Below are 23,971 nucleotides of genomic sequence, written 5' to 3' on the forward strand. Positions count from 1 at the left end.
CGGGTCCCCACCCGGAAGTCCTGACGCTACGTAGACGGGCGGGGTGGGGGGAGGGTTGTACGGCCCCGCGAAGTTTCTTCGACTGCCCGAGGACACCCCGCGGGCCGGTTCACACCTCCACGTTCTCCGCCCACCGCCGCGCCGTCTCCGCCAGGAGTTCGCGGCCGTCGCGGGCCCACAGCTCCTCGTTGAAGAGTTCGACCTCGATGGGGCCGGTGTAGCCCGCCGCCTCCACGCGGCGCTGCCACGCGCGCAGGTCGATCGCTCCGTCGCCGATCTGGCCGCGGCCGTTGAGGACGCCCTCGGGGAGCGGGGTGATCCAGTCGGCGAGCTGGAAGGCGTGGATGCGGTGCTGGGCGCCGGCGCGGGCGACGGCCTCGGGGGCCGTGTCGTCCCACCAGACGTGGTACGTGTCCACGGTGACGCCGACCTGGTGGGCCGGGAAGCGTTCGGCGAGGTCCAGGGCCTGGGCGAGCGTGGAGACCACGCAGCGGTCGGACGCGAACATGGGGTGCAGCGGCTCGATCGCCAGTCTCACCCCGTGCTCCTCGGCGTAGGGGGCCAGTTCCGTCAGCGCGTCCCCGATGCGTTCGCGGGCCGCCCGCAGGTCCTTCGAGCCGGGCGGGAGGCCGCCGGAGACCAGGACCAGGGTGTCCGTGCCGAGCGTGGCCGCCTCGTCGACGGCGCGGCGGTTGTCGGCGAGGGCCGCCGCCCGCTCGTCCGGATCGGTCGCGGTGAGGAAGCCGCCCCGGCACAGCGTCGTCACCGCCAGGCCCGCGTCCCGTACGAGCTTGGCGGCCGCCTCCACGCCGTACTCCCGGACCGGTTCGCGCCACAGGCCGACCGCCGGGACGCCCAGGTCGCGGCAGGCGGCGACCAGGCCGGGGAGCGTGAGCTGCTTGACGGTCATCTGGTTGATGCTGAAGCGGGTCAGGTCGCTCACGGCGTCACTCCGTACAGGTGCAGCAGGGTCCTCATCCGGTCCTCGGCCAGCTCGGGGTCGGGGAACAGGCCGAGGCGGTCGGCGAGTTCGTAGGCACGGGCGAGGTGGGGCAGGGAGCGGGCGGACTGCAGGCCGCCGACCATCGTGAAGTGGGTCTGGTGGCCGGCCAGCCAGGCCAGGAACACCACGCCGGTCTTGTAGAAGCGGGTGGGGGCCTGGAAGAGGTGGCGGGAGAGGTCGACGGTGGGGTCGAGGAGGGCGCGGAAGCCGTCCGTGTCGCCGGTGTCGAGGACCCGGACCGCCTCCGCGGCCAGCGGGCCGAGCGGGTCGAAGATGCCGAGCAGGGCGTGGCTGAAGCCCTGGTCGTCGCCCGCGATCAGCTCGGGGTAGTGGAAGTCGTCGCCGGTGTAGCAGCGCACGCCCTTCGGCAGGCGGCGGCGCAGGTCGATCTCGCGCTGCGCGTCCAGCAGGGAGACCTTGATGCCGTCGACCTTGTCGGGGTGGGCGGCGATGACGTCGAGGAAGGTGTCCGTCGCCGCGTCCAGGTCGGACGAGCCCCAGTAGCCCTCCAGCGCCGGGTCGAACATGGGGCCCAGCCAGTGCAGGATCACCGGCTCGGCGGCCTGGCGGAGGAGGTGGCCGTAGGTCTCCAGGTAGTCCTCGGGGCCGCGGGCCGTCGCGGCGAGGGCGCGGGAGGCCATCAGGATCGCCTGCGCGCCCGACTCCTCGACGACCGCGAGCTGTTCCTCGTACGCCGCGCGGACCTCGGGGAGGGCCGCCGGGCCGGTGAGCTGGTCGGTGCCGACCCCGCAGGCGATGCGGCCGCCGACCGCCCTCGCCTCGGCGGCCGACCGCCGGATCAGCTCGGCCGCGCCCGCCCAGTCCAGCCCCATGCCGCGCTGCGCGGTGTCCATCGCCTCGGCGACGCCGAGCCCGTGCGCCCACAGGTGGCGGCGGAAGGCGAGCGTGGCGTCCCAGTCGACGGCGGCGGGCGCGTCGGGGGTGGTGTCGGCGTACGGGTCGGCGACGACGTGCGCGGCCGAGAAGACCGTACGGGAGGTGAGGGCGGCGCCCGGGGTGAGCGCGAGGGGGTCGGTGCGGGGTTCGTGGACGCGCAGCGCGCCGTGCGCGTCGGGCAGGCGGAGGGTCACAGGACGATCTCCGGCACGTCGAGGCGGCGGCCCTCGGCGGAGGACCGCAGGCCGAGTTCGGCGAGCTGGACGCCGCGGGCGCCGGCCAGCAGGTCCCAGTGGTAGGGGGCGTCGGCGTGGACGTGCTTGAGGAACAGCTCCCACTGGGCCTTGAAGCCGTTGTCGAACTCGCCGTTGTCCGGCACCTCCTGCCACTGGTCGCGGAACGCCTCGGTGGCGGGGACGTCCGGGTTCCAGACCGGCTTGGGGGTGGCGGAGCGGTGCTGGACGCGGCACGTGCGCAGACCGGCGACGGCGGAGCCCTCGGTGCCGTCCACCTGGAACTCGACCAGCTCGTCGCGGTGGACCCGGACCGCCCAGGAGGAGTTGATCTGTGCGATCACGCCGCCGTCGAGCTCGAAGACGCCGTAGGCGGCGTCGTCGGCGGTGGCGTCGTAGGGCTTGCCGTTCTCGTCCCAGCGCTGCGGGATGTGGGTGGCGGTGAGCGCCTGCACGGAGCGCACGCGGCCGAACAGCTCGTGCAGCACGTACTCCCAGTGCGGGAACATGTCGACGACGATGCCGCCGCCGTCCTCGGCGCGGTAGTTCCAGGACGGGCGCTGCGCCTCCTGCCAGTCGCCCTCGAACACCCAGTAGCCGAACTCGCCGCGCACGGACAGGACGCGGCCGAAGAAGCCGCCGTCGATCAGTCGCTTGAGCTTGAGCAGGCCGGGGAGGAACAGCTTGTCCTGGACGACGCCGTGCTTGACGCCGGCGGCGTTCGCCAGGCGGGCCAGCTCCAGGGCGCCGTCGAGGCCGGTGGCGGTGGGCTTCTCGGTGTAGACGTGCTTGCCGGCGGCGATCGCCTTCCTGATCGCCTCCTCGCGGGCGGAGGTCACCTGGGCGTCGAAGTAGACGTCCACGCTGTCGTCGGCGAGGACCGCGTCCAGGTCGGTGGAGAGGTGTTCGAGTCCGTGGCGCTCGGCCAGCGCCCGCAGCGCGTGCTCGCGGCGGCCGACCAGCACCGGCTCGGGCCACAGCACGGTGCCGTCGCCGAGGTCGAGGCCGCCCTGCTCGCGCAGGGCCAGGATGGAGCGGACGAGGTGCTGGCGGTAGCCCATGCGTCCGGTCACACCGTTCATGGCGATACGCACCGTCTTGCGTGTCACGTCGTTCCCTTCGTACGCGGTCCGCGCGCCGCGTACGCCGCACGCGTCCCACGCGTTTCCGGAGGAGCGGCGGGACTGGTGGGCGTGACAGCAAGCGCTTTCTATACAGACAGAAGCTAGCCCCTGGACCGCGGTGTGGACAAGACCACTGCCGATCCCGACCTGTTCGAGGGGGCGAACGACCGGGCCGTTGGCCGTAGGGTCTGCTCGGAACCCCCGGTGCGGGCGCGGGTGTGCACGACGCGTACGGCACCGGGCGTACGGCACGGCGGGCGGACGGCACGGCGGCGAGGCGGAGGACGAGACATGACGGTGACCCTGGCGGACGTGGCGGCGCGGGCGCAGGTCTCCCCCGCGACGGTGTCGCGTGTGCTCAACGGGAACTATCCCGTGGCCGCGTCCACCCGTGAGCGGGTGCTCAAGGCCGTCGACGAACTCGACTACGTCCTCAACGGCCCCGCCAGCGCCCTCGCCGCCGCCACCTCCGACCTGGTCGGCATCCTGGTGAACGACATCGCGGACCCGTTCTTCGGGATCATGGCGAGCGCGATCCAGTCGGAGATCGGCGGCCCCGGCGGGCGCGCGGGCGGGGAGAGGCTCGCCGTGGTGTGCAACACGGGAGGCTCGCCCGAGCGCGAACTGACCTACCTCACACTGCTCCAGCGGCAGCGGGCCGCCGCGGTGGTGCTGACCGGCGGGGCGATCGAGGACGCGCAGCACAAGGCGGCCATGGACGCCAAGCTGCGGAAGCTGGCGGACGCCGGGACGCGGGTGGTGCTGTGCGGCCGGCCGCAGGCGCCCGAGACCGGGGCGATCGCGCTGACCTTCGACAACCGGGGCGGCGGGCGGGAACTCACCGAGCACCTGATCGGGCTCGGGCACCGGCGGCTCGGCTACATCGCGGGTCCCGAGGAGCGCACCACGACCCGGCACCGCCTGGAGGGCCACCGGGCCGCGCTGGCCGCGCACGGCGTCGAGGAGGACCCGCGGTGGACCGTGCACGGACGCTACGACCGGCGGTCCGGCTACGAGGCCACGCTCGAACTCCTGCGCCGCGACCCGTCGTTGACCGCCGTGGTCGCGGCGAACGACTCCGTCGCGCTGGGCGCGTGCGCGGCGCTGCGGGAGTCGGGGCTGCGCATCCCGGACGACGTGTCGGTGGCCGGCTTCGACGACCTGCCGTTCAGCATCGACGTGGTGCCCGCGCTGACGACGGTCCGGTTGCCGCTCGCGGAGGCGGGGGCGCGGGCGGGGCGGATCGCGATGGGGCGGGAGGAGGCGCCGGCCGGGGGGATCGCGTCGGTGCGGGGGGAGTTGACGGTGCGGGGGTCCACGGCGGGGCCGCGGGCTCAGTCCTCGGGAGGCTAAAGGGCAATGCCCTCCAGGGACGCGGGGAACTGCGCGACCCGCCCCTACCGAGCCGCGCCCGGCAGCACCTCAGGAAGGGCAGCCGAGCTTCTTCCTGTACGCCTCGAGGTAAGGAGGGCCCGACTTCTCCAGCAGAGGTGGGGATTCCTCGTTCGAGCGCAGGTCTTCGACGGCCACAGCGACGACGTCTCCCTTGTCGCTGACCCCGGGACATGGGATCACCGTCACCACGCCGTTGCGACAGGAAGCGCATGCGCCGCCACCGAAGTAGCGTATGTCCCGCACCTCGTACCGCTCGAAGTGGTCACGCGCCGTGCATCCGCTCTCCTCCCAGTCGGCGTCGCTGATCACGGCCTCGTTCCCGTCCACGTACACGTGACAGAACTGGCCTTCTTCAAGGCTGAAGTAGCCAGTGTCCTGTACGAATTCGTCACCGTCGTGGAGCAGCGATTCCAGGATCTCCTTGTCGGCGGGTATTCCGCAGACGTTGTCCGGAGCGGGACAGGAGAGCCCTTCGTCCTCGGAACTGCAGCCGGGCAGCGCGAGGGTGCACAGCAGGATCGCGGCGAGCGTCTCACCCGAGGTGGAGGAGGATATGCGACAGGATTCTGTCATGTGCGTCCAGGTCGGAGCCGCGCTGCGAAGGAGGCGCCGAGTGCAGGGCGCTTGTGCGGCACCGGAGTGACGGGGAGGAGTCGCCCCCGCGCCTCGGGGGTAGTCCCGTACCCATGAAACTGGCGTTCTCCACCCTCGGCGTCCCCGGCCTCCCTCTCCCCGAAGTGACGGCCCTTGCGACCGCGCACGGCTACCACGGAGTGGAGCTGCGCGCCCACCCCGAGGAGCCCGTCCACCCCGGCCTCACCGCGGAGCAGCGGGCGGACGTGGCCGCCGGGTTCGAGGCGGCCGGGCTCGAGGTCCTGGGGGTGGCCGGGTACGCCCGGGCCGCCGCGCCCGGCGACGACGAGCCGCTCCTCGCCGAGGTCCGCGCGCTGGTCGATCTCGCCCGGGACATCGGCGCCCCGTTCGTCCGGGTCCTCCCCGGCGGCGGTGACGGGCAGAGCGCCCAGGAGGCCGACGCGACGGCCGCGCGGCGGCTGGGCACGGCCGCGGAGTACGCGGCCGACCGGGGCGTACGGATCCTGCTGGAGACGCACGACTCGCACCGCACCGGTGCGGACGCGATGCGGGTGCTGGGGCTGGTCGGGCACCGGCACGTGGGCGCGCTGTGGGACGTGATGCACACGTGGCTCGGCGGCGAGCAGCCGGTGGACAGCTTCGCCGCGCTGTCGCCGCACCTGGGGTACGTCCAGGTGAAGGACATCGCCTCCGCGGAGGACACCACGCCGGTCGCGCTGGGAGCGGGGGTGCTGCCGCTGGCCGACGTGGTCGAGGTGCTGTCGCGGCACGAGTGGGACGGGTGGCTGTGCTGGGAGTACGAGAAGCGGTGGTACGACGCGGCCGCGCCTTTTCAGGAGGTGCTGGGGGTCGGGCGCGAGCACGTGGCGCGGCTGCTGAACGAGTCGGCGTGAGTCTTCGCTGACGCGGGCACCCGAGGGTCGGTCACGCACCGTCCGCGCGTGCGGGTTCGTGGTGGCTGGGCGCGCGGTTCCCCGCGCCCCCGAGGGGTCGCGGGCGCCGGGGTTTTCCGGTGACGACTCTTCAGCACCAGTGACATCTGCTGCATGGTTGGATGAAGTATCACTGACCATTCAGGGGTGTCTCCATGCTCGACCTCCAGCGTCTGCGCGCCCTGCACGCCGTCTCCGTGCACGGCACCGTCGGCGCCGCCGCCGCCGCGCTCGGCTACACCTCCTCCGCCGTCTCGCAGCAGATCGCCAAGCTGGAGCGGGAGACGCGGACCGTGCTGCTGGAGCGGGAGGGCCGGGGCGTGCGGCTGACCGACGAGGCGCGTCAACTGGTGCGCGCCGCGGGGGAGCTGATCGCCATCGTGGAGCGCGCGGAGACCGAGCTGGAGGAGCGGCGCGGGGTGCCGTCCGGGCGGCTGACCGTGGCCGCGTTCGCCTCGGCCGCGCGCGGGCTGATGCCGCCGGTGCTGGCCGACCTGGCCCGCCGGCACCCCGCGCTGGACACCCGGCTGACCGAGGTGGACCCGCATCTGTCCGTGGACCTCGTCGCCAAGGGCGCGGTCGACCTGGTGGTCGCGCACGACTGGGACATCGCGCCGCTGCCCGCCCCGGCCGGCGTCGAGCAGCGGGTCGTCGGGGACGACCTGTGCGATCTGCTGGTGCCCGAGGGGCACCGGTTCGCGGGGCGGACGGCGGTGCGGCGGGAGGAGCTGGCCGAGGAGCGGTGGATCTGCCAGCCGCCGGGGCGGGTCTGCCACGAGTGGCTGGTGCGGACCCTGCGCGCGGCCGGGCACGAACCGGAGATCGTGCACACGGCCGACGAGAACCCGACCCTGGTCGCCCTGGTCGCGGCCGGGCTGGGCATCGCGCTGATCCCCCGGCTGGGGCGCGGTCCGCTGCCCGCCGGGGTCGTCGAGGTGCCGCTCGACCCGGTGCCCGTGAGGCGGCTGTACGCGCTGTGGCGCACGGGTGCGGCGCGGCGTCCGGCGATCGCGGAGACGGTCCGCACGCTGGTCGATCACTGGCCGGCGGTCTCGGCGCACGGGCCCCGCGGAAACCGGGCCTGACGGCCGGGCTCACCCGACGGGCGCCAGTCGCGTGACGGGACCGTCGAAGGACGCCCGCAGGCGCCGGTCGTGGGAGACGACGACGAGGGTGCCGGCGTAGGCGGCCAGGGCGGCCTGGAGGTCTTCCATCAGGGCGGGCGAGAGGTGGTTCGTCGGCTCGTCGAGCAGCAGCAGGTCGTGCGGTTCGGCGACCAGGCGGGCCAGTTCCAGGCGGCGCCGCTGCCCGGTGGAGAGGTCCCCGACGGGCCGGTCCAGGTCCGCCGCGCGGAACAGGCCGAGGGCGAGCAGCGTCTCGGCGCGGTCCTGGCCGAAGGACGCGCTCAGGGACCGGCGCCCCTCCTCGGCGGTCATGGGCGCGGCCACCTGGCGCAGGAAACCGACCCGGGCGGGCCGCCGTACCGTCGCGCCGGGCCCGGGGAGCAGTTCGCCGGCGAGGACCCGCAGCAGCGTGGTCTTGCCCGCGCCGTTGGGGCCGGTGACCAGCAGCCGCCCTCCCGCCGGGACGCGCAGGGCGTCCAGGGCGAGGCGTCCGGGCACGCGCAGGCCGGCCACCTCCACACCGCCGTCGTCCGCCGTGCCCTGGAGAGCGGCGGTGAACCGCAGGGGGTCGGGCGGGGCGGGCGCCGGGTTCTCGGTGAGACGGTGCAGGCGCTCGCGTGCGTTGCGGATGCGGCCCGTGGCGCCGTGCGCCCGGGAGCGGGCCCGGAAGGCGCCCGCGCCGCTGAACGCCCGGGGGCCCTTGCGCGGGATCGCGCCGAGGCGGCCGATGTGGGAGTCGGCGAGGCGGTACTGACGGGCCACCTCGGTCCGCCAGTCCTCGTACTCCCGTGCGGTACGGGCGCGTTCGGCGGCCTTCGCCGTGAGGTAGCCGTCGTAGCCGTCGCCGTAGCGGCGTACCGAGCGGGTGTGGTCGTCGATCTCCAGGACCACGTCGGTGACCCGGTCGAGGAAGGCCCGGTCGTGGGTGACGGCGACGACGGTGCCCCGGTGTGCGCGCAGCCGCCCCTCGAGCCAGGCCACGGCCTCGTCGTCCAGGTCGTTGGTGGGCTCGTCCAGCAGCAGGAGTCCGGGCGCCGAGGCGAGGGTGGCGGCCAGGGCGAGGCGGGAGCGCCGGCCGCCGGAGAGGGTGCCGAGCCGCCGGGAGCGGTCCAGTCCGTCCGGTTCGCCGAGGCGGCGCAGGGCCACGTCGACGCGGCGGTCGGCGTCGTACCCGCCCCGCGCCTCGAACTCCGCGACGAGTGCGGCGTACCGGTCGCCGGCGGCGGGTTCGCCGCCGTCCAGGGCGGCTCCGGCCTCGCGGATACGGCGTTCGAGGAGGCGCAGGTCGCTCAGGGCGAGGTCGACGGCCTCGCCGACGGTGGCCGACCCGGGCAGGTCCAGGGTCTGCGCCAGGTGGCCGACGCCGCCCGGGGCCACCACGGTGACCTCTCCGTCGTCGGGGCGCTCGGCTCCGGCCAGGAGGCGGAGCAGGGTGGACTTGCCGGAGCCGTTGTCCCCGACGACGGCGACCTTCTCGCCGGGCCGGACGGTGAACGACACCCGGTCCAGGACGACGTGGTGGGCGTAGCGCTTGGTGACGCCGGTGACGGCCAACTGGGAGGTGGCGGGTACCGCGGTGGCTGGGAACAAGTGACGCCCTTCGGTGGACTCCATGAAAGAGACGAGACGTATCGTCTCGCTTTTCGGCGACCCTACGCCACATCCGGGCGAGACACAAGACGCGCCGTCTCGCCTCCCGGCCCCTCCCGGCCCCTCCCTCCCGCTTCCGGAACGCCTCCGCTCCCGCTCCCCCGTCGCCGCCCCCTCGCCTCCCCGGCCCCCCGGCCCCCCGGCCCCGCCATCCGCCGCTGACCGGCGCTGACCGGCGATACCTGTGCGCTCCCTTGACCGGCAGAAACTTCCCGGATATTGGTGACCTCCTGGCAGTTTCCTTCAGCGGATCCCCGGTCCCACCGGTCCCCCGGTCCCCGCGGATCACCTCCCAAAGGAGCGCACGTGCCCGACAGCAGCCCCGGAAGCACGGCAAGCACCGCTCGTCCGTCCCGACGCACCGTCCTCGCCGCGACGGCGGGCGTCACCTCCGTCCTGACGGCCGGCGGCACCGTCCACGCGGCCGCCGGCGGACACCGCCCCGACGACCGCAAGCTGCGCGCCCTCATCTCCCGTATGACGCTGGAGGAGAAGGTCGGCCAGCTCTTCGTCATGCGCGTCTACGGCCACTCCGCCACCGATCCCGACCAGGCCGACGTCGACGCCAACCTGAAGGAGATCGGGGTGCGCACCGCGGCCGAGCTGGTCGCCAGGTACCGGGTCGGCGGCATCATCTACTTCGCCTGGGCGCACAACACCCGCGACCCGCACCAGATCGCCGACCTCTCCAACGGCATCCAGAAGGCGTCCCTCGATCTGCCGCGCGGTCTGCCGGTGCTGATCTCGACCGACCAGGAGCACGGCATCGTGGCCCGTGTGGGCGAGCCGGCGACGCTGCTGCCGGGCGCGATGAACGTCGGCGCGGGCGGCTCGCGGTCCGACGCGCGCACCCTGGGCCGGATCGCGGGCCGTGAGCTGCGCGCCCTGGGCATCCGGCAGAACTACTCCCCGGTGGCCGACGTGAACGTCAACCCGGCCAACCCCGTCATCGGCGTGCGCTCCTTCGGTTCCGACCCCGGCTCCGTCGCCGAGCTCGTCGCGGCGGAGGTGAAGGGGTACGAGTCGTCCGGCGTCGCGGCCACGGCCAAGCACTTCCCCGGACACGGCGACACGGTCACCGACAGCCACGAGGACCTGCCGTGGATCCACCACACGCGCGCGCAGTGGGAGGAGCTGGACGCGCCGCCGTTCCGGGCGGCGATCGCCGCGGGCATCGACTCGATCATGACCGCGCACATCGTCGTCCCGGCGCTCGACGGCGCCGAGGAGCCGGCCACCCTGTCCCGCCCGATCCTCACCGGCATCCTGCGCGAGGAACTCGGCTACGACGGTGTCGTGGTGACCGACTCCCTCGGCATGGAGGGCGTCCGCACCAAGTACGGCGACGACCGGGTGCCGGTGCTGGCGCTGCGGGCGGGCGTGGACCAGCTGCTCAACCCGCCGTCCCTGGACGTCGCCTGGAACGCGGTCCTGAAGGCGGTGCGGGACGGCGAGCTGACGGAGGCCCGCCTCGACGAATCGATCCTGCGCGTGCTGCGCCTGAAGGCCCGTCTGGGTCTGTTCGACGACCCGTACGTCAGCCACGCCGGCGTCGACCGCGTGGTCGGCGCCCGGTCGCACCTGGCCGCGGCCGACCGGATCGCCGAGCACGGCACCACCCTGCTGGTCAACGAGGGCGGCCTGCTGCCGCTGTCCCGCCGCCGGACGCCCAGGGTGCTGGTGGTCGGCGCCGACCCGGCCTCCCCGTCCGGCACCACAGGCCCGCCCACCGGGGTGCTCGCGGACGCCCTGACCGGGCTGGGCTTCACCGCGACCGCCCTGTCCACGGGGACGGCGCCCTCGGCGGCGACCGTCGACCGGGCCGTGACGGCCGCCCAGGACGCGGACGCGGTGGTCGTGGGCACGTACAACGTCACCGGCTCCAGCAGCCAGAAGACGCTCGTCGAGCGACTGCTGGCCACCGGGAAGCCGGTCGTCGCGGTGGCGGTCCGCAACCCGTACGACGTGGCCCACCTGCCCGGCGTCCGCGCGTACCTCGCGTCCTACTCCTGGACCGACGTCGAACTGCGGGCGGCGGCCCGCACCATCGCCGGCAGGGCCCGCCCGCGCGGCAAGCTCCCCGTCCCGGTCCAGCGCGCCGACGACCCGGCGGCGGTGCTGTACCCGGTGGGACACGGGCTGACGTACTGACGGCCCGGGACGCCTCGTCCGGACCGTGATGCCCGGACGGTGCCGCCCGGACGGCCGGGCGAGGCGTCCTGGTCAGCCGTGATCACGACGCCTCCCCGGCCGGACGTAACGCCTCTACGTCACCCGCCCGGGCCCTCACCCCCCATATGCGCGAACGACCCCCCTTGTCCGGCGTGTCCCGGCACCGGGCGGTCAGGCTGGGGGCGGGTGATTCCGGGGAGATGTCGATGCGGGTGCGCGCGTGGGGGGTACGGGCCGTGGGGGCCCTGGCGTGGGCGGTGCTGCTCGCCGGGTGCCGGGAGGCGCCCCGGGACGGGGCGGGCGGGACGACGGCCGCGGCCTCGCCGGTGCGGCCCTCGGGGCACGGGGCCGTGTTCCTCGACGTCGGCGAGTGCAGCTCCTTCGGACGCACCAGCTTCACCGAGGTGTCCTGCGTGAGCGAGCGCGCCGCGGCACGGGTGGCGGCCCGGCACGACGGCACCGCGCGCAACGGGCCGCTGTGCCCGCCCCCCACCGACTTCGTGCTGCACATCAGCGAGCGGCGGCCCGCCGCCGACGAGGACGGCGACGGCATGGTGCCGCGCGGCTACGCCTGCATGCGGAACCTCCAGCCGCCGCACCCGGGCGACCCGGGCGGCGGGGGCGGTCCGCGCACCGTCGTCGGCGACTGCGTCCACTCCCTCGACGGCGGCAGGGCCCGGGAGACCGCCTGCGACGGAAGCGGGCCCGTGGCACCGGAGTTCAAGGTGACGAAGGCCGTGGACGCCCGGTCCGACTGCCCGGCGTCCACGGCCCTCTACGTCCGGCTGGGCGGAGTCCTGCCGGTCGGCTGCGCCGTGCCGGTGTGACCCCGCCCCGGCCTCACGGACGCAGCGCGTGCCGCGGCTCGACGTCCCGCTGGTCGAGCTTCGCGTCGAACTTCGCCAGCGGCTTCGCGGCCGCCGGGTTCGCCTGGACGGCGTTCGGGGCGACCCCCGCCCAGTCCAGGATGCGGGCCGTGGCCAGCGCCTTCTCCTTCTCGACCAGGCCGGCCACGTTCGCGCCGTGGTTCATCCCGGGCGCGGTGAAGACGTACGAGTCGCGTGCGCCCTTGCCGAGGCGGAACGGCTCGGCGCCCCACGGGTCGTTCTCGCCGTACACGAACAGCATGTGCCGGGCGTTGTGGCGGACCCAGGTGTCGACGTCCCGCATGGCGTGCGGCTGGAACTTCATGTCGATGGAGCGCGGCACGAAGTTGCGCGGCGGCTGGTAGCCGTAGCGGACGTACTTCTTCTCGATGTGCGGGAAGCGGATGGTCGGCGCGCCCAGCTGGGTGCCGGCCTGGTAGTAGTACGGCGTGTACGGGCTCAGGCCCTGGTCCGTGTAGAACGAGAAGCCGGAGATCGCGTCGACGGAGTTCCAGATCTCCTCGTCGGTGGCGTTCTTCGCGTCCGCCGGGATGTCCTGGCAGTCGGCCACGGTGCTGTACTGCCAGAAGCCCCACACGTAGTCCAGGACGACCGCCTCGTAGGCGCGGTCCAGGCTGCCGATGGTGTCGAAGGTGTAGCCGTTCTCGGCGGCGTAGGCCGCGTACTTCTTCTCCAGCGGGGCCCGGCGCACCAGCGCCTCGCGCTGCACGCCGTTCAGCCGGTCGCGGCACTCCTGGGTGCCGACGGTGCGGAAGAACCGGTCGTAGGCCGAGTCCTCCTTGTTCACCACGTCGTTGGGGGCGACGTAGGCGACGACGCCGTCCATGTCCCTCGGGTAGAAGCGCTCGTAGTAGGTGGCGGTCATGCCGCCCTTGGAGCCGCCCGTGGAGATCCAGTTCTCGGTGTAGATCTTCTTCAGCGCGGTGAAGATGCGGTGCTGGTCGCTGGCGGCCTGCCAGATGTCCAGCTTGTTCCAGTCGGCCGGCTCGGGCCGGGACGGGGTGAAGAAGCGGTACTCCATGGAGACCTGGTTGCCGTCCACGATCTGGGTCGGCTCGGCGCGGCGGGGCGTGGTGGAGACGCCGTAGCCGCCGGTGTGGAAGACGGTGGGCCGCGCGGTGTCCTTGTGCAGCACGGTGATCCGCTGCTGGAACGTGCCCTTGGCGGGCCTGCGGTGGTCGACCGGCTGGGTGTAGTTGAGGACGAAGAAGCGGTACCCGGTGTACGGCTTCTCCTCGATGAGGCTCATGCCCGGGACCGCGAGCAGCCTCTCCTTGATGTCAGTGGTGCCGGTGGCCTCCGGCTCGGCGGCGGTGGCCGCCCCGGCCGTGCCCAGTGTGCCTATGAGCACCGTGAGCGCCAGCAGCCATCTGAGCGCCTTGCGCATGCGCACTCCCCTGTGAGACAGATGTGCGCCGGAAGCTACTCGACCAACTCCTCACCGCACCAGGGGACATAGGGAAAACCCTGTGTGCGTCCGGTGGGCGCGGGGGTCAGCACAGGATCCAGCCGGAGCTGACGGAGCCCGCCGCGACCCGGCCGGTGACCCAGACGCAGCGGCGTCCGGCGTGCACGGTCACCGGGCCCGCGTGGTAGGCGAAGCGCCCCTCGTCGACCACCGGGCGTCCGCCGCGCGCCCGCACGCTCACCGCCATCGTCCGCTTCACGCCCTGCTTCCCGGCGACGGTGACGGCGCAGACGTATCCGCCGCGCTTGTAGACGAGCACCGACCCGGTGGAGAAGGGCAGGGTCCGCACCTTGCGTCCCGGGCACAGCGCGGCCGCCTCCGCCTCCTGGGCCGGCGCGGCCACGGCGAGCAGCCCCGACGTGGTCAGCACCGCAAGGCCCAGCGCGAGCCGCCGGTGTGTCGCTCCACTGCGCACAGTCGTCCTCCCGTACCGCGCCCGCCGCGACCGACGGCGCACGCGTGTACGGACGCACGGCACGGGTCGCACGGTTGCGCGAGCCGGTGCGCGCCGGCGGGGCCCGGCCTGATCAGGCCGGCGCCGGCACGTCCTCGCCGACGAACGTCCGCCACAGCGCGGTGTACCGGCCGCCCTTGCGCAGCAGTTCCTCGTGCGTGCCGTCCTCGGCGACCCGGCCGTGGTCCATGACGATCACCCGGTCGGCGCGGGCGGCGGTGGTGAGGCGGTGGGCGACGACCAGCGTGGTGCGGCGGCCCGCGATGCGGTCGGTCGCCGCGTTGACCTGCGCCTCGGTGGCGAGGTCGAGGGCGGCGGTGGCCTCGTCGAGCAGCAGCACGTCCGGGTCGACGAGTTCGGCGCGGGCGAGCGCGATCAGCTGGCGCTGCCCGGCCGACAGGTTGCGGCCGCGCTCGGCGACCTCGTGCAGATAGCCGCCGTCCAGCGTGGCGATCATCTCGTGCGCGCCGACCGCGCGGGCCGCGGCCTCCACCTCGGCGTCGGTGGCGTCCGGACGGCCGTAGGCGATGGCGTCGCGGACGGTGCCGGGGAAGAGGTACGCCTCCTGCGGCACGACGCCCAGCCGGTGCCGGTACGCGGTCAGGTCCAGGTCGCGCAGGTCGGCGCCGTCCACGGTGACCCGCCCGGAGGTGGGGTCGTAGAACCGGGCGACCAGCTTGACCAGGGTGGACTTGCCCGCGCCGGTCTCGCCGACGAAGGCGACGGTCTGCCCGGCGGGGATGGTCAGGTCGACGCCGGTGAGGGCCTCCTCGCCGTCGCCGTAGGAGAAGTGCACGTCCTCGAAGGCGATCTCGCCGCGCAGGGACGTCACCGGCAGCGGCTCGGCCGGCGCCTCGGTGGAGGTCGGCTCGCGCAGCAGCTCCTGGATCCGGCCGAGGGAGACGGACGCCTGCTGGTAGCCGTCGAAGACCTGGGAGAGCTGCTGCACGGGCGCGAAGAACAGGTCGATGTAGAGCAGGTACGCGACCAGCGAGCCGATGGCCAGCGTGCCGTCGTCCACCCGGCCGCCGCCCACCACCAGTACCGCCACCGCGGCGACCGAGGACAGCAGCTGCACGAACGGGAAGTACACCGAGATCAGCCACTGGCCGCGGATGCGGGCGCTGCGGTAGGCGGCGCTGCGCTCGGCGAACCGCCGGGCGCCGTCCCGCTCGCGGCGGAAGGCCTGCACGATCCGCAGCCCGGCCACCGACTCCTGCAGGTCGGCGTTGACCGCCGACACCCGCTCCCGCGCCAGCTCGTACGCCTTCACGCTGGCCCGGCGGAAGACGTACGTGGCGAGGATCAGCGGGGGCAGGGTGGCGAAGACGACGAGGGCGAGACCGACGTCGAGCACCAGCAGGGCGACCATGATGCCGAAGAAGGTGACCACCGAGACGAACGCGGTGACCAGCCCGGTCTGCAGGAACGTGGACAGCGCGTCGACGTCCGTGGTCATCCGGGTCATGATCCGGCCGGTCAGCTCGCGCTCGTAGTAGTCGAGGCCGAGCCGCTGGAGCTGGGCGAAGATCTTCAGCCGCAGGGAGTACAGCACGCGTTCGCCGGTGCGTCCGGTCATCCGGATCTCGCCGGTCTGCGCCGCCCACTGGGTGAGCACGGTGAGCAGGCCCAGCAGGGCGGCCGCCCAGACCGCGCCCTGGGCGGCGCGGGTGACGCCCTCGTCGATGCCGTGCCGGATGAGGATCGGCAGCAGCAGGCCCGCGCCGGCGTCCACGGCGACCAGCCCGAGGCTGATCAGCAGGGGCGTGCGGAAGCCCTGGAGCAGACGACGCAGACCGTAGGAGTCCTCGGCGCGGACGGCGCGCTCCTCGTCGACGTCGGGGACGTCGTCGGCCGGGGGCAGGGCGGCGACCTGTGCGAGCAGTTCCGGGCCGGCGGGGGCGCCGTCCAGGGCGGTGTCCCTGGGCTCGCGGTCGCCGGTCCACAGGCGGGGGGTGACGCCCCGCTCGGCGTCGAACTCGGCGTCCAGCTCCGCCCGCACGGAGGTGTCCTCCTCGTGCGGCCCGGCGGGCGGGGTGTGGCCCGGGGAGACGGCGCCCAGCTCGTCGGGGTCGGTGAGCAGCCTGCGGTACAGCGGGCAGCGCCGCTGGAGCTCGTCGTGGGTGCCGATGTCGGCGAGCCGGCCGCCGTCGAGGACGGCGATGCGGTCGGCGAGGTTCAGGGTGGAGCGGCGGTGGGCGATGAGAAGGGTGGTGCGCGCGCCAGCGCTCGATGAGGGGTGGTGGTCGGGCGACGGGTGGGCGGTGCGCGCGCCAGCGCTCGATGAGGGGTGGTGGTCGGGCGACGGGTGGGCGGTGCGGCCTCGCATGACGCTCTTCAGCGCCTCGTGGATCTCGTGCTCGACCCGGGCGTCCACGGCGGACGTCGCGTCGTCCAGGACGAGCAGGCGCGGGTCGGTGAGGATCGCGCGGGCCAGGGCGATGCGCTGGCGCTGCCCGCCGGACAGGGTCAGGCCGTGTTCGCCGACGGTGGTGTCGTAGCCGTCGGGCAGTTCGGCGATGAAGCGGTCGGCCTGGGCGGCGCGGGCGGCGGCCTCGATCTGCTCGTCGGTGGCGTCGGGGCGGCCGTACGCGATGTTGGCGCGCACGGTGTCGGAGAACAGGAAGGAGTCCTCCGGGACCAGGCCGATGGCGGCGCGCAGCGACTCGGTGGTCAGCTCGCGCACGTCGTGGCCGCCGACCAGGACGGCGCCGCGGGTGACGTCGTAGAAGCGCGGCAGCAGCAGGGAGACGGTGGACTTGCCGGAGCCGGAGGCGCCGACCACGGCGAGGGTCTCGCCGGGGCGGATCTCGAAGGACAGGCCGTCCAGGACGGGCCGCTCGGGGTCGTAGCCGAAGGCGACGTCGTCGAACTCGACGGTCGCCGGGGCGTCGGCGGGCAGGTCCTTGGTGCCGTCGGTGAGGGACGGCTCCGTGTCGATCAGGTCGAGGACGCGTTCGGTGCCGGCGCGGGCCTGCTGGGCGACGGTGAGGACGACGGCGAGCATCCGGACCGGGCCGACGAGCTGGGCGAGATAGGTGGAGAAGGCGACGAAGGTGCCGAGGGTGATCTGCCCGCGCACCGCGAGCCAGCCGCCGAGGGCGAGCATCGCCACCTGGCCCAGCGCGGGCACCGACTGGAGGGCGGGGGTGTAGCGGGAGTTCAGCCGGATGGTGCGCAGGCGTCCCGCGTACAGCCGGCGGCCGACCTCGCGGAGTTTGCCGGTCTCCTGGTCCTCCTGGCCGAAGCCCTTGACCACGCGCACGCCGCTGACCGCGCCGTCGACCACCCCGGCGACGGCGCCCGCCTGCGCCTGCGCGTACCAGGTGGAGGGGTGCAGCCGGGTGCGGCTGCGCTTGGCGATCCACCACAGGGCGGGGGCCACGGCGAGCGCGACGGCGGTGAGCGGCAGGGACAGCGACGCCATGATCACCAGGGAGATCAGGAACAGCAGCAGGTTGCCGATGGTCATCGGCAGCATGAAGAGCAGGCCCTGGATGAGCTGGAGGTCGCTGGTGGCGCGGCCGACGACCTGTCCGGTGGACAGCTCGTCCTGGCGTCTGCCGTCGAGCCGGGCGATCGACCCGAACATCTCGGTGCGCAGGTCGTGCTGGACGTCGAGGGCGAGGCGTCCGCCGTAGTAGCGGCGGACGTAGGTGAGGACGTAGACGGCGAGGGCGGCGCCGATCAGCAGGCCGGCCCAGGTGCCCATGTCCCGGGTCTTGTCGCCGATGACGTCGTCGATGATCACCTTGGTGATCAGCGGGACGAGGGCCATGACCGCCATGCCGCCGAGGGAGGACCCGAGGGCCAGGACGACGTCCTTGGGGTGCCGCCACGCGTAGGCGGCCAGTCGTCGTGCCCATCCCCGTTGCGCTGTCACGCGGTGCCCTCCGATCGTCCTGATCTTCCGGAAGGCACCAACGCCGCCGGAAGCGGATTTCATCCCTCCGCAACATTTGGAGGCTTGCGGGCAGGGTGCAAGTCCGGCCAGGTTGCTCGACTGAACTTCTCCTTCGCACCCGGATGACTGGTGGGAGCTGCAAAGATGCCGACATGGTGCTTCAGGTGGGGGCTAAGGCGCTCAAGAAGAGACGGGACGAGTTGAAGGTCTCGGCAGAGTCGGTGGAAGCGCACAGCAAGGACGACGCGGCAACCGCCGGGCTCTTGCTGTTCTATGCAGCCGAATGCGGGCTGAAAGAGCGCATCCTCTTCCGCAGAGGGCTGCGCGACACAGCGGGGCTCGAACCTACCCACGATCTACGGAGACTCGCGAAGGATCTCGGCCTACCGCCTGCCATGCACACCGCGCTCAACCGACTGGGCAGCTGCCGACTCCATACACCCGCGGGCGCATCCATCGCCCTGGCAGATCTTCACCAGGCCTGGCGCTATGGTGCGAAGCTTGACGGCGACAGCGAGAGGGAAGCAAAAGCAGCCCTTCGGGCATTGATCACTTGGTGCGAGCAAGACTGAGGCTAGGAGAGCAAAAGGCCGTGGTCGGTTTGACAGATCTGCAGGGGATGACGCCCCCAGAGCACCTCTTCACCTGGGTCGACGTGGATGATCACCTGTCCCACCTTGCCGCCGCAGGCTGCTGGCCCACTTGGCTCATCGCAGCGGACGGTTGGTGGGACGGCCTGGAATTGGTCGTCTCCCGCGGCACCGAGCCGGAGAGCGTGAAACTCTGGCTCGATGAAGCCTTCGGCACAGGTTCGACGGAGTGGCGCGACGGCACGCTGATGCTCCGGCTGGACGACCCACGCACAGCTGACTTCACCGGCATTCCGGTCATGATCACCCCAGATTCGGACCACTCCGATCAGCCGCGGCGACTTCCCCTCCTCCGCGAGAAACACATCACCGCACATTTGGCCCAGCCCTTGCAGCGGCCTGAAATGGAGCGCTTTGCCGCAGATGTGCAGGTTCTAGCCTTCCACTCCTTCAAGGGCGGGGTGGGGCGCACCGTCCACGCGGTCGCCATGGCCGATGCGATCGCCCGCCGCGGTGGCAGCGTTCTCCTGGTCGACTCCGACCTGGAGGCCCCCGGCATCACCTGGATGCACAAGGCACAAGGCGGGCAAGTCGATTTCTCCTACGAGGACCTACTGTCACTGCTCCAGGGATGCCCAGATGGCGACTGGTCCGCCGCCGTTGACATCGCGGCAGCGTATCTGCCGAATCAACAGGTCGGGAGATTTGCCGGCGGAGGACGGATCACCGTGGTCCCTACCACCAGGAGACAGCACCTCGGGCCACCACGAATCGAACCAGCCGACCTACTGACGCCGGGGCGATCTCGATACTTCTTGACCGAGGCGCTTGCCGCACTTGCCGCCCGCGCTGGCGCTGACACTGTTGTCGTGGATCTGCGAGCAGGAGCGTCTGAGCTGTCAGCCCCTGTCCTGCTCGATCCGCGTGTACAGCGCATCTTCGTTACAACTCTGAGCCACCAGTCGCTCGAGGGAACGAAGACACTGTTGAGGCAGTTGGGGCGCCGCGCTCCAGCCCTACGGGGCATCGACCCGGCGAGCTCAGTGATCATCACGCAATACCGCCAGGACACCCATGAAGCACAGGCAGAACAGGCTCGGACAGAGCTGAGTAACGCACTGCTTTCCTCGCTGAGGACACCAGACGACGACCCCAATGACCGTGACGACACCAGCGAAGTGGATGCTGACGTTCTTTCGCAACCTCTACTCAGCCCGTTCCGGGAAGAGCTTCTGGCGCTGCCACCCTCTTGGGATGCCGTGTTGCGCGTACTGGAGAGTTGCAAAGTATCAGAAGTTCTTGATTCGATCGTTCCAGCTCCCCTCGCCCTCCCTTCGTCAAGCAAGCAGGAGGAGCCACCGGTCGACTATTCGACACTCCGTGAGCGCCTCACGAATACTGCTCAACCGCTCATCTATGCCGAACGAAAGGGTATGTCTTCCGCCAGCGGATTTCTTGCCACCGACCCCCTGCGCAGATTGCTGGGTGATCATCGCACAGAACCTCCGCTGGCACTCGTCGTCGGCGCAAAGGGCGCGGGCAAGACGTTCATGTATGCCAAGGCATGCGCCGCTCGGAAATGGAACGCCTTCGCGGAACAGTCCGGCATCACGGATGTCCGAATGGATCTTCCAGTAGTTCCGGTGCTGGAGTCCGACAATCTCGAGAACGACGATCTGACGACCCAAGATCTTCGCGACGCCTTCGCCGCCACACATAACCAAACGTCAGATGGAGCCGCTACATCTCAGCAGATCAAGGATCGCCTGAGAAACGGTTTGTCGCGTCTCACCGCAGAGGACGAGATCGGATGGCGAAAATTGTGGCTGGCATGCCTGGCCATGGCCGCCGGAGCGCCTGCTACGGAGGACGAAGACGCGGAGAGGGTGCTGACAGAACTCAGCAAACGTTCTCGAGCAGTGTTCGTGATGGACGGACTCGAAGACTTGCTGCAGTCCCTCGACACTGAGATCAAACGCACTGCCTTGCGGGTTCTCCTGATCGACGTCCTCGCCTGGTTGCGCTCACTACGGGGACACCCTCTCGGGCTGGTCGTGTTCGTGCGCCGCGACCTCGTAAAGCGCGCCGTTCGGCAGAACAGCGCGCAACTACTCGCGCGCTACGAACCCTACGCCCTGCGCTGGAACAAGGAAGAAGCGCTACGGCTGGCCTTGTGGGTAACGGCCCACGCTGATGCCTTGCCTGCCCCGATGGCCGAGTCAGAGATTGCAGAGCTCTCTTATGACGCACTGGTAGACGCTCTGATCCCGGTGTGGGGTTGGAAAATGGGCACCGAGAGATCAAAGGAAGCACGATCCCACCTCTGGGTACCAGCAGCACTCGGAGATTTCAAGGATCAAGTGCAAGCAAGAGACGTCGTCGTCTTCTTGGCAGAAGCAGCGCGTCAATCGATTTCCCAGACCACCTGGGAGGATCGTGTGCTAGTGCCGAGCGCTATGCGTAAAGCCCTGCTCGAGTGCAGCACGGTCAAAATTAGCGCCATTCAGGACGAAAGTCAGGAGATCGGTGACCTGCTGAGCCGCCTCCAGCAAGTACGCGAACCGGTGACCGTCCCATTCTCATTGGATGAGGTGGGACTGACCGTCCCGGAGGCTGACTTCCTCATCGAGTCAGGAGTATTTGCTCGGGGTAACGACGGGCGGTATTGGGTAGCGGAGATCTACAGGCATGGCCTGGGATTTGGCAGCGAGCGGAGGGCGAAGGTCTTGTGGCGTAGGTGAACGTGAATCCCGATGCCAGCATACGGTGGTCGTGAACAATCACAACGACACCGGCGTTATCAGCAGACCTTACAAGCACCCGGCCTCGCCCTCCGCATTACGGAGGACGGGGCCGAGTGCATGAAGGGGCCGCTAGCCATGGAACGATTCGGCACCCCCTCCCATTTAGGGTGGTGCTAATACTGCAGTCGGTCCTGTTCCGTGGATCGGCAGACGACCCGTCACACCGTGGCAGTAAAACGCAAGGTTTACAAACTGCCTCGGGATAGAACACCGCTGTATCCACTCCTCGCAGCAATGGTGCGCAGCGGCGTTCTTTGGAAACTCGGACGCTCGCTCACGCCACAATTCTTGGCGCAGCGCACTCCACGCATCGACGGCCTGAGGAGCCACCGACTCTTGTGTTCCGGCGTCAACGCCTGAGTCGTGGCACCCCTGCGGCGGGCCCCAAGGGCTCTCGTCACGCAATCGACACGCCGTCTCCACGCAGTTGACTGCATGTCCATGCCAGTCTCTCGGGTATCTCCTCTGTGCAACCCGCGTAGATCGGACACCCCACATGCTCGCCATACGCATACCGCGCCGCAAGGCGGTGGCACTCGCCACGGCCGCCGTGCTCGCCGGCCTCACCGCCCCCGCCGCGACCGCCACCCCGGTCACGACGACGACGGCGTCCTACGACCCGGCGTACTACGACGCCGCGGCCGGCAAGACCGGCACAGCCCTGAAGTCCGCCCTGCACACGATCATCAGCGACCAGACGAAGCTGTCGTACTCGGCGGTCTGGAACGCCCTGAAGGTCACCGACCAGGATCCGAACAACAGCAACAACGTGATCCTGCTCTACTCGGGCATCTCCCGCAGCAAGTCGCTCAACGGCGGTGACGTGGGCGACTGGAACCGCGAGCACGTCTGGGCCAAGTCGCACGGCGACTTCGGCACCTCCACGGGCCCCGGCACCGACCTGCACCACCTGCGTCCCGAGGACGTGCAGGTCAACTCCATCCGCAGCAACAAGGACTTCGACAACGGCGGCAGCTCGTTCAGCAACAGCGGCGGCAGCCTCACCGACTCGAACTCCTTCGAGCCCCGCGACGCCGTCAAGGGCGACGTGGCCCGCATGATCCTCTACATGGCGGTCCGCTACGAGGGCACCGACGGCTGGCCCGACCTGGAACCCAACGACTCCGTCACCAACGGCACCGACCCGTACCACGGCCGCCTCTCGGTCCTGAAGCAGTGGCACCAGGAGGACCCGCCGAGCGCGTTCGAGATGAACCGCAACGACGTCATCTTCGAGTCGTACCAGCACAACCGGAACCCGTTCATCGACCACCCGGAGTGGGTCGAGTCGATCTGGTAGGTCTCACCGCGGCCGGCCTCCCTCGGGCGGAGAGGGACGGCCGGCCGCAGGGTCTTCCTCGTCGCCGTGGGGCACGGGGAGACGCGCTCCCCTGCTCCGGGCGATGCGGTGCACATCATGGAGCGCCTCGGCCAGGCAGGCGGCGAGGTAACGGAGCTGGGGCGCGGTGGCCCTGGTGTCGTCCAGGAGATCGACGGCGTGGCCGAGAAGGTCGTCCGCCATGCCGAGCTGGACGGCTTCGATCTCGTCGGCGAGGCGGGAGATACGGCCGGTTCCGGTGTCGTCGGTGACGAGGTAGCAGGGGTTGCCGTCGAGGTTGGGCCAGGGGAGGAGGCGGGGCCGGGTGGCGGCGAGGTCTCGGCTCTCGTAGATCACGCGGCGGTCACCTCCTTGCCCCGCATTCGGCGGGAGCCGATGTCGACACCGTCGACCGCCTTGAGGGCACCTACGATCTCGCGCTAGGCGACGCAATGCCGCTCAAGGAGTCACTGACCCTGCTGAGGGCGACAGCAAAGGACTACGAACACCGTGAATGAACCCACCATCTCCAACGCCTCGTCTCTGCACGGCTGGCGCAAGTCGACGTACAGCGGCAACGAAGGCGGCAGCTGCATCGAGGTCCTGGACGGCCACCCGGCCGGCGTCCCGGTCCGCGACTCCAAGGCCCCCGAGGGGCCGGCGGTGGTCTTCCCGCCGGCCGGCTGGACGTCGTTCGTTGCAGCGGTCAAGGACGGAAGCTTCCCAGCTTGACGTCACCCCGCCGGGCCGGACGCTCCCACGAGTCCTTGCCCTTCTGCGCCCTCAGGCACCGTCACGCCGGGTACGGGACCGTCTCCCGGGCCGTGCGGAGGGCGCCCGCCCACCAGGAGAGCTGGTCCAGCAGCTTCTTCGCGTAGCCCGCGGACTCGGTGTCCTGAGGGCGGCCGTCCGCCCACGCCACCCGGTTCAGCGGGAAGGCGAGACCGTCGCGGATGGTCACCGCGTGCAGCTCGCCCATCACGTTCTCCAGGTGCAGGACAGCGTGCCGGCCGCCCGCCCCGCCGCCGTAGCTGACGAAGGCGACGGGCTTGGCCGCCCACTGGGTGTAGTGCCAGTCGATCGCGGCCTTGAGGGACGCCGGGTAGCTGTGGTTGTACTCCGGCGTGACCATGATGAAGGCGTCCGCGCCGTCCAGCGCCGCCGTGAGCGGGGCCATCGAGGCGGGGCGCGGGTAGGCGGCGCCCGCGACCGATGGGTAGGCGTCCGGCAGGGTCAGGGGGAGGTCGTGCTCGGCCAGGTCGACGACCTCGACGTCGAATCCGCCGTGCGCGCGGGCCTGCTCCGCGACCCACGAGCCGACCACGGGGCCGAACCGTCCCTCCCGGACGCTGCCGACGACGACCACGAGCTTGTGCGTGTTGATGTCCATGCCGTCCACCCTGGGACCGGCCCCGGACGGCA

The 23,971-nt window shown here is 71.4% G+C and carries 19 protein-coding genes and 1 pseudogene; 10 read left to right on the plus strand and 10 right to left on the minus strand.

Annotated elements, in window-relative coordinates; translation table 11 throughout:
- Nucleotides 1-109: 109 nt before the first annotated feature.
- The 3 genes from ACWH4W_RS01480 to ACWH4W_RS01490 are packed head-to-tail and all read right to left on the minus strand — an operon-like array spanning nt 110 to nt 3,242.
- Nucleotides 110-943 carry a sugar phosphate isomerase/epimerase family protein gene (locus tag ACWH4W_RS01480; protein WP_473074045.1) on the minus strand — a complete coding sequence of 278 codons (834 nt, stop codon included), beginning with the start codon at nt 941-943 and terminating at the stop codon, nt 110-112.
- Nucleotides 940-2,094: a dihydrodipicolinate synthase family protein gene (locus ACWH4W_RS01485; protein WP_473074046.1), complete on the minus strand. Its 1,155-nt coding sequence runs from the start codon at nt 2,092-2,094 to the stop codon at nt 940-942. The genes ACWH4W_RS01480 and ACWH4W_RS01485 overlap by 4 nt, the downstream gene beginning before the upstream one ends.
- Nucleotides 2,091-3,242 carry a Gfo/Idh/MocA family protein gene (locus tag ACWH4W_RS01490; RefSeq protein WP_473074047.1) on the minus strand — a complete coding sequence of 384 codons (1,152 nt, stop codon included), beginning with the start codon at nt 3,240-3,242 and terminating at the stop codon, nt 2,091-2,093. The genes ACWH4W_RS01485 and ACWH4W_RS01490 overlap by 4 nt, the downstream gene beginning before the upstream one ends.
- Nucleotides 3,243-3,548: 306 nt before the next feature.
- Between ACWH4W_RS01490 and ACWH4W_RS01495 the strand changes: the two genes are divergently transcribed.
- A complete protein-coding gene (locus tag ACWH4W_RS01495) occupies nt 3,549-4,610 on the plus strand; it encodes a LacI family DNA-binding transcriptional regulator (protein ID WP_473074048.1) in 1,062 nt (353 codons plus the stop codon).
- Between the two features lie 69 nt (nt 4,611-4,679).
- Here the strand turns inward: ACWH4W_RS01495 and ACWH4W_RS01500 are convergent, their stop codons facing one another.
- Nucleotides 4,680-5,225 (minus strand): hypothetical protein, encoded by a 546-nt coding sequence (locus tag ACWH4W_RS01500; RefSeq protein ID WP_473074049.1) that lies wholly within the window; start codon nt 5,223-5,225, stop codon nt 4,680-4,682.
- A 113-nt stretch (nt 5,226-5,338) separates the two neighbouring features.
- Here ACWH4W_RS01500 and ACWH4W_RS01505 point away from each other — a divergent pair, with 113 nt between their 5' ends.
- Together ACWH4W_RS01505 and ACWH4W_RS01510 are read left to right on the plus strand one after the other, a co-directional pair.
- A complete protein-coding gene (locus ACWH4W_RS01505) occupies nt 5,339-6,139 on the plus strand; it encodes a sugar phosphate isomerase/epimerase family protein (RefSeq protein WP_473074050.1) in 801 nt (266 codons plus the stop codon).
- Nucleotides 6,140-6,333: 194 nt separating this feature from the next.
- Complete coding sequence (locus ACWH4W_RS01510) at nt 6,334-7,263, plus strand: LysR family transcriptional regulator (protein ID WP_473074051.1); 930 nt, start codon at nt 6,334-6,336, stop codon at nt 7,261-7,263.
- 9 nt (nt 7,264-7,272) lie between these two features.
- On the opposite strand, the gene abc-f is transcribed toward ACWH4W_RS01510, so the two are convergent.
- Nucleotides 7,273-8,892: a ribosomal protection-like ABC-F family protein gene (gene abc-f / locus ACWH4W_RS01515; protein WP_473074052.1), complete on the minus strand. Its 1,620-nt coding sequence runs from the start codon at nt 8,890-8,892 to the stop codon at nt 7,273-7,275.
- 366 nt (nt 8,893-9,258) lie between these two features.
- Here abc-f and ACWH4W_RS01520 point away from each other — a divergent pair, with 366 nt between their 5' ends.
- Both ACWH4W_RS01520 and ACWH4W_RS01525 read left to right on the plus strand, forming a co-directional pair.
- Nucleotides 9,259-11,103: a glycoside hydrolase family 3 protein gene (locus tag ACWH4W_RS01520; RefSeq protein ID WP_473074053.1), complete on the plus strand. Its 1,845-nt coding sequence runs from the start codon at nt 9,259-9,261 to the stop codon at nt 11,101-11,103.
- Nucleotides 11,104-11,330: 227 nt separating this feature from the next.
- Complete coding sequence (locus tag ACWH4W_RS01525) at nt 11,331-11,951, plus strand: hypothetical protein (RefSeq protein WP_473074054.1); 621 nt, start codon at nt 11,331-11,333, stop codon at nt 11,949-11,951.
- Between the two features lie 13 nt (nt 11,952-11,964).
- On the opposite strand, the gene ACWH4W_RS01530 is transcribed toward ACWH4W_RS01525, so the two are convergent.
- The 3 genes from ACWH4W_RS01530 to ACWH4W_RS01540 form a co-directional block, all read right to left on the minus strand.
- Complete coding sequence (locus tag ACWH4W_RS01530) at nt 11,965-13,398, minus strand: S28 family serine protease (protein ID WP_473074055.1); 1,434 nt, start codon at nt 13,396-13,398, stop codon at nt 11,965-11,967.
- A 106-nt stretch (nt 13,399-13,504) separates the two neighbouring features.
- A complete protein-coding gene (locus ACWH4W_RS01535; RefSeq protein WP_473074056.1) occupies nt 13,505-13,894 on the minus strand; it encodes a hypothetical protein in 390 nt (129 codons plus the stop codon).
- 112 nt (nt 13,895-14,006) lie between these two features.
- The gene (locus tag ACWH4W_RS01540) at nt 14,007-17,816 is read right to left on the minus strand and encodes an ABC transporter ATP-binding protein (RefSeq protein WP_473074057.1); all 3,810 of its coding nucleotides are present in this window, start codon (nt 17,814-17,816) and stop codon (nt 14,007-14,009) included.
- 173 nt (nt 17,817-17,989) lie between these two features.
- On the opposite strand from ACWH4W_RS01540, the gene ACWH4W_RS01545 reads away from it, so the two are divergent.
- The 3 genes from ACWH4W_RS01545 (at nt 17,990) to ACWH4W_RS01555 (ending at nt 22,531) form a co-directional block, all read left to right on the plus strand.
- Nucleotides 17,990-18,409, plus strand: a complete 420-nt coding sequence (locus ACWH4W_RS01545; RefSeq protein WP_473074058.1) for a hypothetical protein — start codon at nt 17,990-17,992, stop codon at nt 18,407-18,409.
- Nucleotides 18,410-18,429: 20 nt separating this feature from the next.
- On the plus strand, nt 18,430-21,168 hold the full coding sequence (locus ACWH4W_RS01550) for a KGGVGR-motif variant AAA ATPase (RefSeq protein ID WP_473074059.1): 2,739 nt from the start codon (nt 18,430-18,432) through the stop codon (nt 21,166-21,168).
- A gap of 559 nt (nt 21,169-21,727) precedes the next feature.
- Nucleotides 21,728-22,531, plus strand: coding sequence for an endonuclease I family protein (locus tag ACWH4W_RS01555; RefSeq protein ID WP_473074060.1), 804 nt, complete (start codon nt 21,728-21,730; stop codon nt 22,529-22,531).
- A 3-nt stretch (nt 22,532-22,534) separates the two neighbouring features.
- Here ACWH4W_RS01555 and ACWH4W_RS01560 read toward each other — a convergent pair whose 3' ends face one another.
- Nucleotides 22,535-22,906, minus strand: coding sequence for a hypothetical protein (locus tag ACWH4W_RS01560; RefSeq protein WP_473074061.1), 372 nt, complete (start codon nt 22,904-22,906; stop codon nt 22,535-22,537).
- 50 nt (nt 22,907-22,956) lie between these two features.
- On the opposite strand from ACWH4W_RS01560, the pseudogene ACWH4W_RS01565 reads away from it, so the two are divergent.
- Nucleotides 22,957-23,067: pseudogene (locus ACWH4W_RS01565) on the plus strand (transcriptional regulator); the annotation flags it as partial.
- Nucleotides 23,060-23,281, plus strand: a complete 222-nt coding sequence (locus ACWH4W_RS01570) for a DUF397 domain-containing protein (protein WP_093767233.1) — start codon at nt 23,060-23,062, stop codon at nt 23,279-23,281. The pseudogene ACWH4W_RS01565 and the gene ACWH4W_RS01570, both read left to right, overlap by 8 nt.
- Nucleotides 23,282-23,342: 61 nt before the next feature.
- Here the strand turns inward: ACWH4W_RS01570 and ACWH4W_RS01575 are convergent, their stop codons facing one another.
- Complete coding sequence (locus ACWH4W_RS01575) at nt 23,343-23,939, minus strand: NADPH-dependent FMN reductase (protein ID WP_473074062.1); 597 nt, start codon at nt 23,937-23,939, stop codon at nt 23,343-23,345.
- Nucleotides 23,940-23,971 lie beyond the last annotated feature (32 nt).

This window comes from Streptomyces sp. DSM 120436, from assembly GCF_055778765.1.

Bases quoted from the DNA above. Each gene is read 5' to 3' on its own strand.
- ACWH4W_RS01495 (WP_473074048.1), top strand. From the start codon at position 3,549: ATGACGGTGACCCTGGCGGACGTGGCGGCGCGGGCGCAGGTCTCCCCC.
- ACWH4W_RS01500 (WP_473074049.1), bottom strand. From the start codon at position 5,225: ATGACAGAATCCTGTCGCATATCCTCCTCCACCTCGGGTGAGACGCTC.
- ACWH4W_RS01505 (WP_473074050.1), top strand. From the start codon at position 5,339: ATGAAACTGGCGTTCTCCACCCTCGGCGTCCCCGGCCTCCCTCTCCCC.
- ACWH4W_RS01510 (WP_473074051.1), top strand. From the start codon at position 6,334: ATGCTCGACCTCCAGCGTCTGCGCGCCCTGCACGCCGTCTCCGTGCAC.
- ACWH4W_RS01525 (WP_473074054.1), top strand. From the start codon at position 11,331: ATGCGGGTGCGCGCGTGGGGGGTACGGGCCGTGGGGGCCCTGGCGTGG.
- ACWH4W_RS01530 (WP_473074055.1), bottom strand. From the start codon at position 13,398: ATGCGCAAGGCGCTCAGATGGCTGCTGGCGCTCACGGTGCTCATAGGC.
- ACWH4W_RS01545 (WP_473074058.1), top strand. From the start codon at position 17,990: ATGGTGCTTCAGGTGGGGGCTAAGGCGCTCAAGAAGAGACGGGACGAG.
- ACWH4W_RS01555 (WP_473074060.1), top strand. From the start codon at position 21,728: ATGCTCGCCATACGCATACCGCGCCGCAAGGCGGTGGCACTCGCCACG.
- ACWH4W_RS01575 (WP_473074062.1), bottom strand. From the start codon at position 23,939: ATGGACATCAACACGCACAAGCTCGTGGTCGTCGTCGGCAGCGTCCGG.